Genomic DNA, 13,874 nt, shown 5'->3' with positions numbered 1-13,874 from the left:
TTCTGCCATGTAAAACTGGGTTTTAAGGATAACAGGAATACCCTATGCAACGTTCTGCGATAAATTGCCAAGATTGTGGTTTTAGTCAGCTTTGCTTACCGTTTTCGTTAAGCGATCAGGAAATGAGCAAGTTAGACGATATAATTCAACGTAAGCGGCCTTTACACAAAGGCGATATGCTATTTGAAACGGGTATGCCGTTAAAATCGTTGTTTGCTATTCGTACCGGTTCCTTTAAAACCTTTACCTTAACCGAACAAGGCGAGCAGCAAATAACAGGGTTTCATTTACCAGGTGATGTAATAGGCTTTGATGCCATTAACAACGAACATCATGCTAGCTATGCCGAGGCACTGGAAACAGGCATGATCTGCGAGATCCCCTATAACAATCTTGAACTCCTTTTAGGTCAGTTGCCCAAATTACGTCAGCAAATGATGCGATTAATGAGCCAAGATATTCAAGCGGATCAACAAATGCTGTTGTTATTAAACCGAAAAACCGCAGAGCAGAAATTAGCGACCTTTATTAGCCATTTAGCGTCTCGCTTTGCTAGCCGCGGGTTTTCGAATAAAGCCTTTCGTCTTAGCATGACACGCAGCGATATTGGTAATTACCTGGGCTTAACGGTAGAAACCATTAGCCGATTACTCAGCCGTTTTCACAAAGAGCAGATCATTGAGGTCGATGGCAAGCTTATCACGATTGTGGATGCTGACGGCTTAGCACAGTTAGCGGGGCAATGTTAATTCTGCAGTATACTTGATTTAGCGCAAACCGGTGATTTCCCATATCTATAGATGTTGTCTACACTTAGCTTATGTAGGTTAACAAAGTAGAGAATATGCCATGACAGTGTTTAATCATGTGTTAGTAGTATTGGATCCCACCAGTTCAGCGCAAAAAGCCTTAGAGCGAGCATTAGCCTTGATACAACGTCAAGGCGGTAAGCTAACCGCTTTTTTATCTGTTTACGAATTCTCTTATGAAATGACTACGCTGCTCTCTGGTGAAGAACGTGAGTCAATGAAACACGCAGTGATTAAAGATCGCGAACTCTGGGTAAATGAATACCTAAAACAACCACGTGCCCAGGGTATTCAGATCGATATAAAAGTGGTTTGGCATAACCGCCCTTTTGAGGCTGTCGTCAAAGCGGTATTAGAAGATCACTATGATTTAGTGATTAAAGGCACACATGATCATGATGTGCTGAAGTCGATGATTTTTACCCCTACAGATTGGCATATTCTGCGCAAATGCCCCTGCCCTGTAATGTTAGTCAAAGATCATGCTTGGCCTGAGCAAGGTAACATCATTGCCGCCGTTAATGCCGGCAGTGAGCAAACACATCATAAATCGCTTAATCAACGCGTTATAGAGACGGCACAACAGATGGCGAGCCTACTCAATGCGCAGGTACATTTGGTTAACGCCTATCCGGGCAGCCCAGTCAACATTGCTATTGAAATCCCAGAATTTAACCCGCAAGAATATAACAGTACCATGCAACGTCATCATAAAGATGCGGTGATGGCATTAGCGCAAGCACATCATATTCCTGTTGAGTGTAGCCATGTACTAGAAGGTATGCCTGAAGATGTGATCCCCAAACTGGCGCAAACGCTTGATGCCGAAATGGTGATTATCGGTACCATAGGTCGTACCGGTTTATCAGCCGCTATTATTGGCAATACGGCTGAACATGTGATTGATAGGCTAGATTGTGATGTTTTAGCGTTAAAACCGGCTAACTTTATTTGTCCACTTGAAAAAAGCTAGCGTATAGCCTTTGGTAACGGGGCCGTGTTGGTTATAATGTCGGCCTTTTTTCCATCGGGTAGTTGATAATGTCACACGCAGCTCAAGCCAAAGCGCAATATAATCTGAACAAACTCCATAAACGACTGCGCAGGGGCGTAGGTCAAGCTATCACTGACTTTGGCATGATTGAAGAAGGCGATAAAATTATGGTGTGCTTGTCGGGTGGCAAAGACTCCTACACCATGCTGGATATTTTGTTAAACCTACAACAATCTGCTCCAATTAATTTCAGTCTGATCGCGGTGAATTTAGATCAAAAACAACCGGGCTTTCCTGCCGAAGTGTTACCTAACTATTTAAGCCAACTCGGCGTAGCGTTTAAAATTGTAACCGAAGACACCTATTCTATCGTCAAAGAGAAAATTCCTGAGGGTAAAACCACCTGCTCATTGTGTTCGCGTTTGCGCCGCGGAATTTTATATCGCACGGCCAAAGAACTGGGCGCAACGAAAATCGCGCTCGGCCATCACCGCGATGATATGCTCGAAACACTGTTTTTAAACATGTTTTATGGCGGTAAAATGAAATCAATGCCACCAAAACTGATCAGCGATAATGGTGAACATATCGTGATCCGTCCATTGGCTTACTGCAAAGAAAAAGATATTGAAAAATATGCTGTCGCCAAAGGCTTCCCCATTATTCCTTGTAATCTGTGCGGCTCACAAGACGGTTTACAACGGCAAGTGGTAAAAGACATGCTGCAAGATTGGGATAAACGCTTCCCAGGCAGAATTGAAACCATGTTTCAGGCCATGCAAAATATTGTGCCCTCGCATATGGTAGATAAAACCTTATTTGATTTTGCCGGCATTAGCAAAGACAGCGCCTTGGCGTTTGAAGGCGATACCGCCTTTGATAAACCGGCGGTGCCCAGCGTACCGGTGGGCTTTGAAAGCGATGATGAAACGATGATACCGCAGCAAGCAGTAGAGTTGGTGTAATTGATTTAGCAGGCTCTTTACCAATCCTGCTCTGTCTTGGCGCCACGTTAGCATGCAAGTACTGCTTTATTGCTTTGACAATTAATCATATAGACAATCTATCGCCTTAACAAACTATCGCCTCAGCAATCTATCGCCTCAACAAACTATCGCCTCAAGAAGTAACTTGAGGCATAGTCTAAACAGATCTGTTATTTCGCATCACAAAAGCTAAGGTTCATAATGGCTAACGATGGCGACCACCGCTAGCCTGTTGCTTTAACCATCTTCCAATAAGCGACGATTGAACCGGATCATCGCGGTGATCTCGGCAATATATTCGCTCCCCCGCTCAGAATACGCAATTAAACCGTGTGCAATATGCTCGGCGTGTAAGGGGCGATTTTCGGCACGTAATTCTGCCCGAATTTGCCGTAATGGTTCGTAGGTATGAAAGGTATTTAAGTTATAAAAATAGCTACGAATAGCCAAGGCCGGGCTTTCAAAGCGAGCGACTTCATGAAACTGATCTTCAGGCCGATTCAAAGGCACCATGCCACATCCTTCACGGAAGCACCATTGTCCAAAAAAATTATAGCCTTCAACAGCAAAACGGCTGGTGCCCCATGCCGACTCGTTTGCTGCTTGCATCAGCACCAAACTCTCCGGGATCACATCCACTCTTAACAATAAATCTTCTAAGGTGGCAGGGTTTGTTTCGGCAACATCCAGCCGGAATTCATCATACAAACTGTATAAAAAAGCATATTCTTCGATACTTAACCGCACATTTTTTTGCTTTTTTTCCGCAATATCTAACAACTGCTCACGCAACAGCAATAATCGCTCATTTTCTTGCCGAACATAGGGACGTAAATAAGCAAAAAACGCCTGTTTTTTCGCATTTACATCGGTAATCGCGTTAAAATCAGGCAGCGGTTGCTTTGGAATATCCACGCGAGGATAGGCCAAGCGTAATAGCAATTTTTTTTGATCAGCGTCCGATAACGCCGATAGCCGGGTTGGGATCTGCCACTCTTCCAGCGACTCGGGTGCTTTTAGCGGTTCTAACCGACTAAAAGGCTGGAGCATGGCAAACAACACCAGCATCCATGCTGCAACCAAGAATACCTTACGAATAAAGAGCATCAACCACCTTTAAAATGTATACCCAAATTAAGCACAACAGCGTAATAGACGATAATTTAAACGCCTATTCTACCGTTTTTGGTGCAGAGATTCGACCAAAAAATATAAAGACAGTTTTTTTTAGCTTTTCGTGCTGAAATCATTGCAAATTTTTGCTGACTGAGAAAAACTACAGACTACATTTAGCAGTCTGGATGGATAAGGTTAACAGGCCACAGTATGAAACCAATTGAGCGCTCTTCAAAATTAGATGGTGTGTGTTACGACATTCGCGGCCCTGTGGCGCGTGAAGCTCGTCGAATGGAAGAGGAAGGCCACCGTATCCTCAAGCTCAATATTGGTAATCCTGCCCCCTTTGGCTTTGAAGCACCCGATGAAATTTTAAAACATGTGATTCATAATTTGCCCACCGCGCAAGGCTATTCAGATTCTCAAGGTATCTATCCAGCGCGCGTTGCTGTGGCACAGTATTATCAACAACGCGGCATTTTGGGTGCCGATGCCGATGATGTCTACATTGGTAATGGCGTTTCTGAGCTTATCTTAATGTCGCTGCAGGCATTGCTTAATAACGGCGATGAAGTATTAGTGCCCATGCCAGATTATCCCCTCTGGACCGCCGCAGTAAATTTAGCCGGCGGCAAAGCGGTTCACTATTTATGTGATGAACAACAGGATTGGTTTCCGGCGCTAGAGGATATTAAAGCGAAGATCAGTAAAAAAACGCGCGCTATCGTATTAATCAATCCGAATAATCCTACTGGCGCGGTATATCCGAAAGCCTTTTTACTTGAGTTATTAGCCATAGCGCGTGCCCACAAACTGGTTGTGATGAGCGATGAGATTTACGATAAAGTGCTATACGATGGTACTGAACATGTAAGTACCGCAGCCTTAGCAGACGATTTAGTGATGCTAACCTTTAGCGGTTTGTCGAAGAATTACCGTATTGCAGGGTTTCGCATAGGATGGCTATTTATTTCCGGTGCAAAACAACTGGCACGACAGTACATTGAAGGATTAAATATTCTAGCGTCGATGCGCCTCTGTGCTAATGTGCCTTGCCAACATGCCGTACAAACGGCACTGGGGGGATATCAAAGTATCAATGCCCTAGTTGTTCCCGGTGGCCGTCTGTATGATCAAATGGATCTGGCCCACAAGCTGGTGACAGACATTGATGGCATTACCTGTATGCGCCCTAAAGGGGCCATGTATTTATTTCCTAAAATCGATCTAAAAAAATACCGTATTAAAGATGATGAATTATTTGTATTAGATTTTTTACGTCAACATAAGGTTTTATTGGTGCACGGCAGAGCGTTTAATTGGCCAGAGCCGGATCATTTCCGTATTGTAACCTTGCCACATAAAGAACAACTTACCCAAGCTATCAGCAAATTAGCGCAGTTTTTACCTAACTATAGCCAGTAAATTATGGCGGTAACATCCGGCTGAACGTCTCATGCCTCCGACGCTATGCGTTGTGCGTGAGACCGGCCTGACGTTAGCCTTATTTTCCTTAATGAGATTGCAACATGTCTGCAGAGTTTTCTTTTCAAACCTTATTTGAGGCCTTTACCACGCAGCTCGCCGCCGTGGTATTTTATGCGTTTACCTTTAACGGTGTAGATATTCCATTAGTGATGATTTGGCTGATAAGTGGCGCCATCATTTTTACTTTGTATCTTGGCTTTATTAACATTCGTGGCTTTAGCTATGCGGTAAAACGGCTCTTTGCCAAACCGGATGCGGATAGCCGCGGTGAAATTTCACCTTATAAAGCGCTGACCACTGCCCTTTCTGGCACCGTGGGAACGGGGAATATTGCGGGTGTTGCCGTAGCTATCAGTTTAGGGGGGCCGGGTGCAACATTTTGGATGATCATGGCGGGTTTGCTGGGGATGTCCACCAAGTTTGTTGAGTGTACGCTGGCTGTAAAATATCGCCAACAGCATGCTGATGGTACGGTATCTGGTGGCCCAATGTATTACATCAAAGCGGCCTTAGATAAATATCACCTGCCCAAAACGGGGACCTTTTTGGCGTTATTTTTCTCTGTTGCCGTTATCTTTGGTTCCGCAGGTTTTGTTCATGTTAACCAAGGGTTTGTGCAGGTAAAAAGTGTTACGGGGTTTGATAATGCCTGGTTGTTTGGCATCATCTATGCCGCTTTGATTGGTGCCGTCATTATTGGTGGTATTCAAAGTATTGCCAATGTGACCAGTAAATTAGTCCCTGCAATGTGCGCCATTTACTTAACGGCGGCGTTTATTGTTATTGGTTATCATATTACTGAAGTGCCTGCTGCCATGTTGTTGATCGTGCAAAGCGCTTTTGCGCCAGATGCGGCTTATGGTGGTTTTATTGGCGTCCTGATCCAAGGGTTTCGACGCGCGGCGTACTCGAATGAGGCCGGCATTGGTTCATCGCCGATCGCGCATGCTGCCGCCAAAACGAAAGAACCTATCTCACAAGGCTTTGTCGGCTTATTAGAACCGTTTATTGATACCGTAGTGATTTGTACTATTACGGCGCTGGTGATTATTGTCACAGGCGCTTATCAGGTACAGGGATTGGATGGGGTACAAATCACGTCTGGAGCTTTCGCCTCCGTTATTGATTGGTTTCCTATTGTGCTAATGGTAGCACTGTTATTATTTGGTTTTTCTACAGTGCTTAGCTGGTCTTATTATGGTTTAACCGGTTGGCGCTATATTGTTGGCACACGCCCTCAACTGACCACGCTGTATAAGGTGTTATTTTGTTGTATGGTCTCGATGGGTGCTGTACCCAGTATTATGGCGGTATTCGATTTTATCGATTCGATGATTTTCTTAATGGCCATTCCCAATATTTTGGCGCTGTATCTGCTGTTACCTGAGGTAAAAGCAGATTTGACCCGCTACTGGGCAAAACGGACTTTGCAGCAGAAACCTTAAGCGGCCGCGTTAACGCATGCATGCTCTTACTACAGAGCATGCTAATCGCTTTGGGGATAGAGCCGCTTTGCTTTAAGCGGCTTCTGTCTTGCCTGATTTCTTAAGGCTTTTTATCGTTGGTTCAATCGGCGCATCAACAGAATCGTCACTCGCGACAAGCTCAGTCACCTGATCAGTCATCTCGTCCACGGATAACGTGGCCGTTTGCTCAGACCCTTTCTGTGCGCCCTTAGTTGGGGCTTTTTTAGCACCCAGCGCGACCAGTAATTCATCTTTTTGCTGAGCTAAGTACAATGCCAAACTTTCCGCTTGCTGCTCAGTGGCCATTAAGGTACTTGCTTGCAATAAGGTTTGTAACGCATCTGCCATATCAAGCATTTTGTCATAGGCATCTGCCTCTGCTTTAGAGGTAAACGTCATTTTTTCTACTCCATTTCGCTCTACAACATATCGGGTAATTACAGCCATGGTGTTATCCTCTGCTAAAAAACTGTTTATTTATACAGTATAAAATGTGCCGCGTCTAGCATGTCTTTTCGGCTTTTGGCCGCGCCTACTGTAATCAGCCTGTACCCGCCGATTGACATCGATGATCTATCGCATCTTCTAAGTAATTGCTTTAGTATAAACACTTGAAATCAGACAGGTTACAGGAGTGATTATGGCGAATATCTGGTCAGAACGACGTTCAAGCTCGCCAGGCGAGCGCCCTCAGGATCATCGTACGCCTTGGCAGCGAGATCGTGCTAGGGTACTACACTCTGCCGCATTTCGCCGCCTGCAATCTAAGACACAAATTTTAGGGATTGGGCAAAACGATTTTTATCGTACCCGCTTAACCCATTCGCTCGAAGCGGCGCAAATTGGTACGGGCTTATTAAGTCAATTACGCTTAAAAGTGCCTGCGGCATTACACGCCATGTTACCGGATGACAGTTTAATGGAAGCGCTCTGTTTGGCCCACGATTTGGGTCATCCGCCTTTTGGTCATGGTGGCGAAACGGCCTTAAACTTTAAAATGCTGGCGTATGGTGGTTTCGAAGGCAATGGCCAAACGTTACGCATTGTATCAAAACTGGAACCTTACACCGAATACCATGGCATGGACTTAACACGCCGTACCTTACTAGGCTTATTAAAATATCCGGTTTTACAGCCCGCGCTATCCGTCCCTACCCTCTCTGAAAACCCATTAAGCTTAGCCCCTTGGCATCCTGCCAAAGCGATTTTTGCAGCCGATGCAGCTATTTTAAGTTGGATCTTAGCGCCATTATCCGCTGAAGAGCGGCAGGCCTTCCAGCAGACCACTGAACTGGCAAAGTCTCCTTGGATAAAGTCACAGCACAAATCATTAGATGCCTCCATTATGGAACTCGCTGATGATATTGCGTACGGCGTACATGATTTAGAAGACGCCATCGTGCTTGGCAATATTACTGCCGCGCAGTGGCACGCCTTTACTGCAGCGCCTTTTGCCGAGCTGCCGACGGCCGATCAACAACGCTTGGCAGTAGTGGCCGATAAACTGTTCGCCAAAGCACATCACTTACGCAAAGATGCAATAGGCTCATTGGTTAATCAATTAATTACCTCTGTTAGCCTGTATGAGAGCCTTCCAGATTGTCCCACTGCCTTAATTCGTTATAACGCGCAGTTAGCCCAAACTGAGCAGCATATTTTACATACACTGAAGCAATTGGTGTATCGCTGTGTTATTCAGCAGCCAAGTATTCAGCAATCGCGGTTTCGAAGTCAAAATATGTTGTTAAAACTTTTTGATGCCTTCGCATCAGATCCGCAGCGCTTATTACCCTTAAATACCCAACAGCGCTGGCAACAGGCCGCCGATGAAACGGCACAGCAGCGGGTTATTTGCGATTATATTTCAGGGATGACCGATGATTATGCCGAGCGCATGTATTTAACGTTGTTTGGTAATTAAGTTTGGTAATTAAAGGAGCTGTTTTGTCTTCACCTCTTCGTGTGTTAGCAGGGAGTACTGCACTGGCCCATATTCGGCAACATGGCTTACGTGCAAACGACATTAATGTGCTGGTAGGTGCCAGTGGCGGGCCCAAATGGTTTTGTCTGTATGGGATTGATCAATATTTATTGCAGCATTTTTTTAAAGATCGCACCTTACCGCTGCATCTTCTAGGCAGCTCCGCTGGGGCGTGGCGCTTTGCGTGTTATGCGCAGCAAGATGGCGCTGGCACATCCGCGCGCTTTGCCAAAGCGTATTCTGAAATCACTTTTCCTAAAAACGCCGACATAAAACGTATTACCCACATTTCACAAGCCATTATTGATGATATTTTTATCGCACCGGCATGTATCGATCAGGTGTTAACCCATCCTGTGATGAAACTCAATTTAATTGTCGACCGTGCGCGTGGTATTAATAATAGCGCCAGCAAATGGGTGCAAGGCTCGGGGTTATTTTTAACAGCGGGCGCAAACTTACTCAATCGTCGCTTACTCAAATACTTTTATCAGCGGATCCATTTTTATGTTGCAGGTGAGGCGGCACCGTTTAAACACAGCGCGGATCTGCCTACCCAGCATGTGGCATTAACACATCAAAATCTCAAAGCTGCCGTTATTGCCAGTGGGTCTATTCCAATGGTATTGGAGCCGGTAATCGATATTGCTGGTGCTGGCCGTGGCCGATATGTTGATGGTGGTATCACTGACTATCATTTTAATCAGCCGTTTACGGAAGAAGGCCTGGTGCTGTATCCGCATTTCACCCCTGAATTGATCCCGGGCTGGTTTGATAAAAGCCTACGCTGGCGCCGAGCCAACAAAGCCTTTTTGCATAATGTGATCGTGTTGTGTCCGTCAGATGCGTGGGTAGCCAGTTTGCCTTATGGCAAGATCCCCGACCGAAAAGACTTTAAACTGAACGATCATGAGCGCATTCGCTATTGGCAAACGGTATTACAACGTTCACATGAATTGGCTAACGCCTTGGCGTCGGGGCAGTATGAAATAGAACCGCTATAAACTTGGCTTAACGGCCAACAGATCTTTTTTACCCTTGGCAACAACATTAGCATTAACGATATAGCGCTAGTTGCTCACACAATTGCTGCATTGCCGCAATCATCCGCGGTGTTGGCCGATACACCCAATCTGGTTCGAGCGTAATAAACGCCTGCTTACGCACCGCAGGTATACTGGGGTAACGTTGCCAAAACAGCATAGGATCTGCCGACCCGCGTTTACTGGCATGAACAATGACGTCTGGTTGGCGCACTAAAATTTGCTCGACTTGCGGCTGTGGATAATCATTTTGTGCATCGGCAAAGATATTCTCTGCGCCACAGCCGCGCAGTAATTGCGCTGGCCAGGCCTGGTTCGCCACGGTGCTAAGCGGCTCCGTGCTCATCGCATAAAACACCTTAACCGATTTTTGTTGCTGATAGTTAGCGCGCAGTGCCTGTAAATGTTGCTGTGTGCGCATGGCAGCGTCTGCCCCCTGCGTAGCGTGGCCAAGCCACTGACCAATTTGTGTAAGCTCATCGGCAATATCATCCAATGTCTTGGGATCAGAATATTCCACTCTGATCCCAAAATCGCGTAAACGGGCTAAATCATGGGGTGGATTGCCACTTCGCCACGCCAAGACCAAATCGGGTTTTAACGCCAGAATAGCCTCAATATTTAACGCAGCAAAGCTATTTACCCGCGGTAAACGTTGAGCCGCTTCTGGATAATCACTGTAATCGCTGACCGCGATAAGCTTATCGCCCGCCCCCACGGCATATACCAGCTCAGTAATGTGCGGCGCTAAACTAATCACCCGCTGCGGTGCGGCTTCGGCGGCGTAAACCTGCCCCAGCAGCAGACCGCATATAAGTATCGCGCCCGAATAAAGCGAGCCCGTATAAAGCAAGCTGAAGAGGCAACGAAGATGCGCAAAATAACGCAGTGCCGCCATTATTTTCTGCCTCTGCGCTGGATAGACATTACCAATCGAGGCCTCGCTGAGCTTTAACACCCTGATCAAACGCATGCTTTACTGCGGCAATTTCACTTACGGTATCGGCAAGTTCCAGAATACGTCGATGGCAGGCACGTCCAGTAATGACTACATGCTGCTTGGCAGGTCGATTGACTAAGGCCTGTTCTATCCGTTCAAGGGGTAAATAATGGTAACTGAGCATATAGGTTAGCTCATCTAGCAGTACCACATCGATAGAATCGTCGGCTAAAAAGCGTTCTGCGTCTTGCCATACTCGCTCTGCTGCCGCAATATCGGCTGCTTTATCTTGGGTGTCCCAGGTAAAACCGGTTGCCATCACCGAAAACTCTACACCATGCTGTTGCAGAAGGTTGCGCTCACCGCACTCCCATCCACCTTTAATAAACTGCACTACCGCCGCCGTTAAACCATGACCTACCGCCCGGGCGACTGTACCAAACCCCGCGGTGGATTTTCCCTTACCATTGCCGGTAATGACTAATAATAAGCCTTTTTCGATACTGGCTCTGGCCACTGCAGCGTCAACTTGCGCTTTTAAACGTTGCTGTCGTGCTTGATGACGTTGCTGTTTTTCGTGTTCTGTGATCATCTTATTTCCAAGTAATCGTGCTAGCGCAGTTGCCGCCGCAACATGAGTAAAAAGAATATACTGCCGATAACCGAGGTGATAACCCCCAGCGGCACCTCTTGCATACTTAATACACTACGCGCCAGATTATCAACCCAGAGCATAAAAATGGCACCAAATAACGCTGAACCGAGTAATAAAGGGACTGCAGTCACGCCCATAAAATAGCGCACCATATGAGGCACCATTAGCCCAACAAAGGCAATACCGCCACACTGCGCCACAATACACGCGGTTACCAAGGCGGTAAGAAGCAACAAAACCAAGCGTAAACGTTGCACATTCACACCAAGGCTACGCGCACTCTCATCTGATAATAAAATGGCATCTAATTGTCGGCGCACCGCTAAGGCCACCAACAGCAGTACAAATACCGCGGGGGCAATCAATCCTACACTGGTCCAATCGGTTCGGCTTAAGCTGCCCATCAACCAAAAAATAACGCGATTTGCGGCAAAAGGTTCGGCAAAATATAAAATAAAACTGCTTATGGCACTTAGCATAAATGACACGGCCACACCGGCTAACAATGTCATCTCCATTTTTCTAAAGCCACTCCCAACACAAGCCATAAACACTAACGCTACAGCCAGTAATGCCCCTAAAAAGGCGGCTAAGGCTAAACTAATCACATGATCAGGAAAGACAATACTGACTAAGGTGGCACCCAAACCAGCGCCTGCCATTAAACCAAATAAATAAGGATCGGCAAGTGGGTTACGACTGACGTTTTGCAGTACCGCTCCGGCAAGAGACAATCCCGCGCCAACGAATATCGCGGTGATAAGCCGAGGCAAGCGTATTTGCCAAATAATGGTATCGATTAACGGCTCACTAACTTGGCCGCTAAGCACCTGAAACACCTGTGTAATACTGACGTCCACACTGCCTATAGTGAGGCTTAATAGGACACTTATTACGAGCAGAAAGACCAGTAACATCAGTTTTACCGGCAGATGGATGACGTGTGCCGTCTTCATAGCACCGCCTGTTTCGCTTTGGTATAAAACATATCTTTGGCTAAAAAGGTCACCTGGCGCCAATGAAAAGTAGGATGAACCGTGACTTCACAAGGTAAAGCAAACACTTGCTGCAGTAAATCCGGTTGTAACACCTGCTCTGGTGTACCAAAAGCTTGAACCCGCCCTTCATGCAATAACAACAACTTATTGCAGTAACGCGCTGCTAAATTTAAATCATGCATGCTGCAAATAACGGTTTTACCCAACTGTTGCAGTAATTGCAGCACTTGGTGTTGATATTGAACATCTAAATGATTCGTGGGCTCATCTAGCAATAAAATACTGGCCTGTTGCACTAACGCACGGGCAATATACAAGCGTTGTAATTCCCCCCCTGATAAGGTATCGGTGGTCGCCTGTTGTTTATCAAACAAGCCAACATGCTCTAGTGCCATGGCAATCTGCTGACGATCTCTATCGGTTTCGTGTTCAAACCACTTTTTATGTGGTAACAACCCCATCGCAGCAACCTGCCAACAGGTTAGTCCTAGCGCAGGCACATTGATTTGCGCCACACTGGCAATACGTTGTGCTAATTGCGTAGCACTAAACCGATGAAGTGGCCGGCCAGCTAATAACACATGACCGACAGTCGGCATCACTTGGCCACTAAGGAGATGTAATAGCGAGCTTTTCCCCGCGCCATTAGGGCCGATAATGCCAACAAAATCATTTGCTGCTAACGTTAGCGAGATCTCCGCCAACGCCGCGTGCAACGGCCTGCTTGCCGAAGCCGCATAAGATAGTGATAGCTGCTCCAAATGGTAAATTGCGGCTGACAATAGGGCGTCCTGTATTAATAACAGGTAGCAGCAAACGGCCCATGAGCTCATCACAGGAAGCTAACCACTACCGTGTAGTCCCGCACGGGGGCATAAAAAATCGTCTCTACGCAAACGAGGATGTATGGGAAAACAGTTCCATAACACCGCGATTCGACGAAAAACTTACATTGGCAGGTTTCCTGACTCACAGCGATAACCTCGGTTTCACCTTCCCGTTTCCAGTGGTATTGAAACGTTGCGCTGTTTACAGTTGCGGGTACAGTTCAGGTTTTACACCTGATTCCCTATTATTGGCTTTTATGCTTAAGTGTTTACTCGGCATAAAAACACACCAATGCAGAAATAATTGGTATTAGTATAATGCTATAGTCTACAAAGCATTACTGAAATTTCGGCTAGTTTAGCGAAATTTAACAGCTCACGCAAAACTTAACGAGCCGAAAAAGAGCAGGGAGTAAGCTATGCAAAAAATTCCGACATTGCCCAAACAATCTAAAACGATGGCTTGGTTAAAACGCTTACCTGTGCCGTTACAAATCATACTTATCGTTATATTGTTTTATCTAACGTGGCAATTTAGGCAAAGAACACGAATGTAAAGAAATTGCGTAGG

General features: G+C 46.0%; 12 protein-coding genes, 1 pseudogene and 1 riboswitch. Of the genes and pseudogenes, 7 read left to right on the top strand and 6 right to left on the bottom strand.

Annotated features, from left to right (window positions below; translation table 11 throughout):
- Positions 1–44 precede the first annotated feature (44 nt).
- The 3 genes from fnr to ttcA all read left to right on the top strand — a co-directional run bounded on the left by fnr (position 45) and on the right by ttcA (position 2,768).
- Positions 45–749, top strand: a complete 705-nt coding sequence (fnr, locus tag IE070_RS14735) for a fumarate/nitrate reduction transcriptional regulator Fnr (protein ID WP_189483960.1) — start codon at positions 45–47, stop codon at positions 747–749.
- Positions 750–849: 100 nt separating this feature from the next.
- A complete protein-coding gene (gene uspE, locus IE070_RS14730) occupies positions 850–1,782 on the top strand; it encodes a universal stress protein UspE (protein WP_189483959.1) in 933 nt (310 codons plus the stop codon).
- A 68-nt stretch (positions 1,783–1,850) separates the two neighbouring features.
- Positions 1,851–2,768: a tRNA 2-thiocytidine(32) synthetase TtcA gene (ttcA, locus tag IE070_RS14725; protein ID WP_189483958.1), complete on the top strand. Its 918-nt coding sequence runs from the start codon at positions 1,851–1,853 to the stop codon at positions 2,766–2,768.
- Positions 2,769–3,026: 258 nt separating this feature from the next.
- On the opposite strand, the gene IE070_RS14720 is transcribed toward ttcA, so the two are convergent.
- The gene (locus IE070_RS14720; protein ID WP_189483957.1) at positions 3,027–3,896 is read right to left on the bottom strand and encodes a glucosaminidase domain-containing protein; all 870 of its coding nucleotides are present in this window, start codon (positions 3,894–3,896) and stop codon (positions 3,027–3,029) included.
- A 219-nt stretch (positions 3,897–4,115) separates the two neighbouring features.
- Here IE070_RS14720 and IE070_RS14715 point away from each other — a divergent pair, with 219 nt between their 5' ends.
- Together IE070_RS14715 and IE070_RS14710 are read left to right on the top strand one after the other, a co-directional pair.
- The gene (locus IE070_RS14715; RefSeq protein ID WP_189483956.1) at positions 4,116–5,330 is read left to right on the top strand and encodes a pyridoxal phosphate-dependent aminotransferase; all 1,215 of its coding nucleotides are present in this window, start codon (positions 4,116–4,118) and stop codon (positions 5,328–5,330) included.
- A 104-nt stretch (positions 5,331–5,434) separates the two neighbouring features.
- Positions 5,435–6,838 (top strand): alanine/glycine:cation symporter family protein, encoded by a 1,404-nt coding sequence (locus IE070_RS14710; RefSeq protein ID WP_189483955.1) that lies wholly within the window; start codon positions 5,435–5,437, stop codon positions 6,836–6,838.
- 180 nt (positions 6,839–7,018) lie between these two features.
- On the opposite strand, the pseudogene IE070_RS16685 reads toward IE070_RS14710, so the two are convergent.
- A pseudogene (locus IE070_RS16685) lies at positions 7,019–7,306 on the bottom strand (YebG family protein); the annotation flags it as partial.
- Positions 7,307–7,496: 190 nt separating this feature from the next.
- Here IE070_RS16685 and IE070_RS14700 point away from each other — a divergent pair.
- On the top strand, positions 7,497–8,780 hold the full coding sequence (locus IE070_RS14700; protein ID WP_373297004.1) for an anti-phage deoxyguanosine triphosphatase: 1,284 nt from the start codon (positions 7,497–7,499) through the stop codon (positions 8,778–8,780).
- A 23-nt stretch (positions 8,781–8,803) separates the two neighbouring features.
- On the top strand, positions 8,804–9,844 hold the full coding sequence (locus tag IE070_RS14695) for a patatin-like phospholipase family protein (protein ID WP_189483952.1): 1,041 nt from the start codon (positions 8,804–8,806) through the stop codon (positions 9,842–9,844).
- A 52-nt stretch (positions 9,845–9,896) separates the two neighbouring features.
- Here the strand turns inward: IE070_RS14695 and btuF are convergent, their stop codons facing one another.
- From btuF to IE070_RS14675, 4 genes are read right to left on the bottom strand one after another with little or no spacing between them, the layout of a single operon-like run.
- Positions 9,897–10,856, bottom strand: coding sequence for a vitamin B12 ABC transporter substrate-binding protein BtuF (btuF, locus tag IE070_RS14690; protein ID WP_229797085.1), 960 nt, complete (start codon positions 10,854–10,856; stop codon positions 9,897–9,899).
- The gene (cobO, locus tag IE070_RS14685) at positions 10,810–11,415 is read right to left on the bottom strand and encodes a cob(I)yrinic acid a,c-diamide adenosyltransferase (protein WP_229797084.1); all 606 of its coding nucleotides are present in this window, start codon (positions 11,413–11,415) and stop codon (positions 10,810–10,812) included. Before cobO ends, btuF begins: the two co-directional genes overlap by 47 nt.
- A 20-nt stretch (positions 11,416–11,435) precedes the next feature.
- The gene (locus IE070_RS14680) at positions 11,436–12,434 is read right to left on the bottom strand and encodes a FecCD family ABC transporter permease (RefSeq protein WP_189483950.1); all 999 of its coding nucleotides are present in this window, start codon (positions 12,432–12,434) and stop codon (positions 11,436–11,438) included.
- On the bottom strand, positions 12,431–13,258 hold the full coding sequence (locus IE070_RS14675) for an ABC transporter ATP-binding protein (protein WP_229797083.1): 828 nt from the start codon (positions 13,256–13,258) through the stop codon (positions 12,431–12,433). Before IE070_RS14675 ends, IE070_RS14680 begins: the two co-directional genes overlap by 4 nt.
- Positions 13,259–13,413: 155 nt before the next feature.
- Positions 13,414–13,612, bottom strand: a riboswitch (cobalamin riboswitch).
- Between the last annotated feature and the right edge of the window lie 262 nt (positions 13,613–13,874).

Origin of the sequence: Alishewanella tabrizica (assembly GCF_014652375.1) — a bacterium.
GTDB classification, from domain to species: Bacteria; Pseudomonadota; Gammaproteobacteria; order Enterobacterales; family Alteromonadaceae; genus Alishewanella; species Alishewanella tabrizica.
The sequence above is the reverse complement of the archived record's forward strand: the minus strand, read 5'-3'. Positions and strand labels throughout refer to the sequence as shown.

What these genes read in the sequence shown, in the direction of transcription:
- fnr (WP_189483960.1), top strand. Translation starts at nt 45, where the DNA reads ATGCAACGTTCTGCGATAAATTGCCAAGATTGTGGTTTTAGTCAGCTT.
- uspE (WP_189483959.1), top strand. Translation starts at nt 850, where the DNA reads ATGACAGTGTTTAATCATGTGTTAGTAGTATTGGATCCCACCAGTTCA.
- ttcA (WP_189483958.1), top strand. Translation starts at nt 1,851, where the DNA reads ATGTCACACGCAGCTCAAGCCAAAGCGCAATATAATCTGAACAAACTC.
- IE070_RS14720 (WP_189483957.1), bottom strand. Translation starts at nt 3,896, where the DNA reads ATGCTCTTTATTCGTAAGGTATTCTTGGTTGCAGCATGGATGCTGGTG.
- IE070_RS14715 (WP_189483956.1), top strand. Translation starts at nt 4,116, where the DNA reads ATGAAACCAATTGAGCGCTCTTCAAAATTAGATGGTGTGTGTTACGAC.
- IE070_RS14710 (WP_189483955.1), top strand. Translation starts at nt 5,435, where the DNA reads ATGTCTGCAGAGTTTTCTTTTCAAACCTTATTTGAGGCCTTTACCACG.
- btuF (WP_229797085.1), bottom strand. Translation starts at nt 10,856, where the DNA reads ATGCGTTTGATCAGGGTGTTAAAGCTCAGCGAGGCCTCGATTGGTAAT.
- cobO (WP_229797084.1), bottom strand. Translation starts at nt 11,415, where the DNA reads ATGATCACAGAACACGAAAAACAGCAACGTCATCAAGCACGACAGCAA.
- IE070_RS14680 (WP_189483950.1), bottom strand. Translation starts at nt 12,434, where the DNA reads ATGAAGACGGCACACGTCATCCATCTGCCGGTAAAACTGATGTTACTG.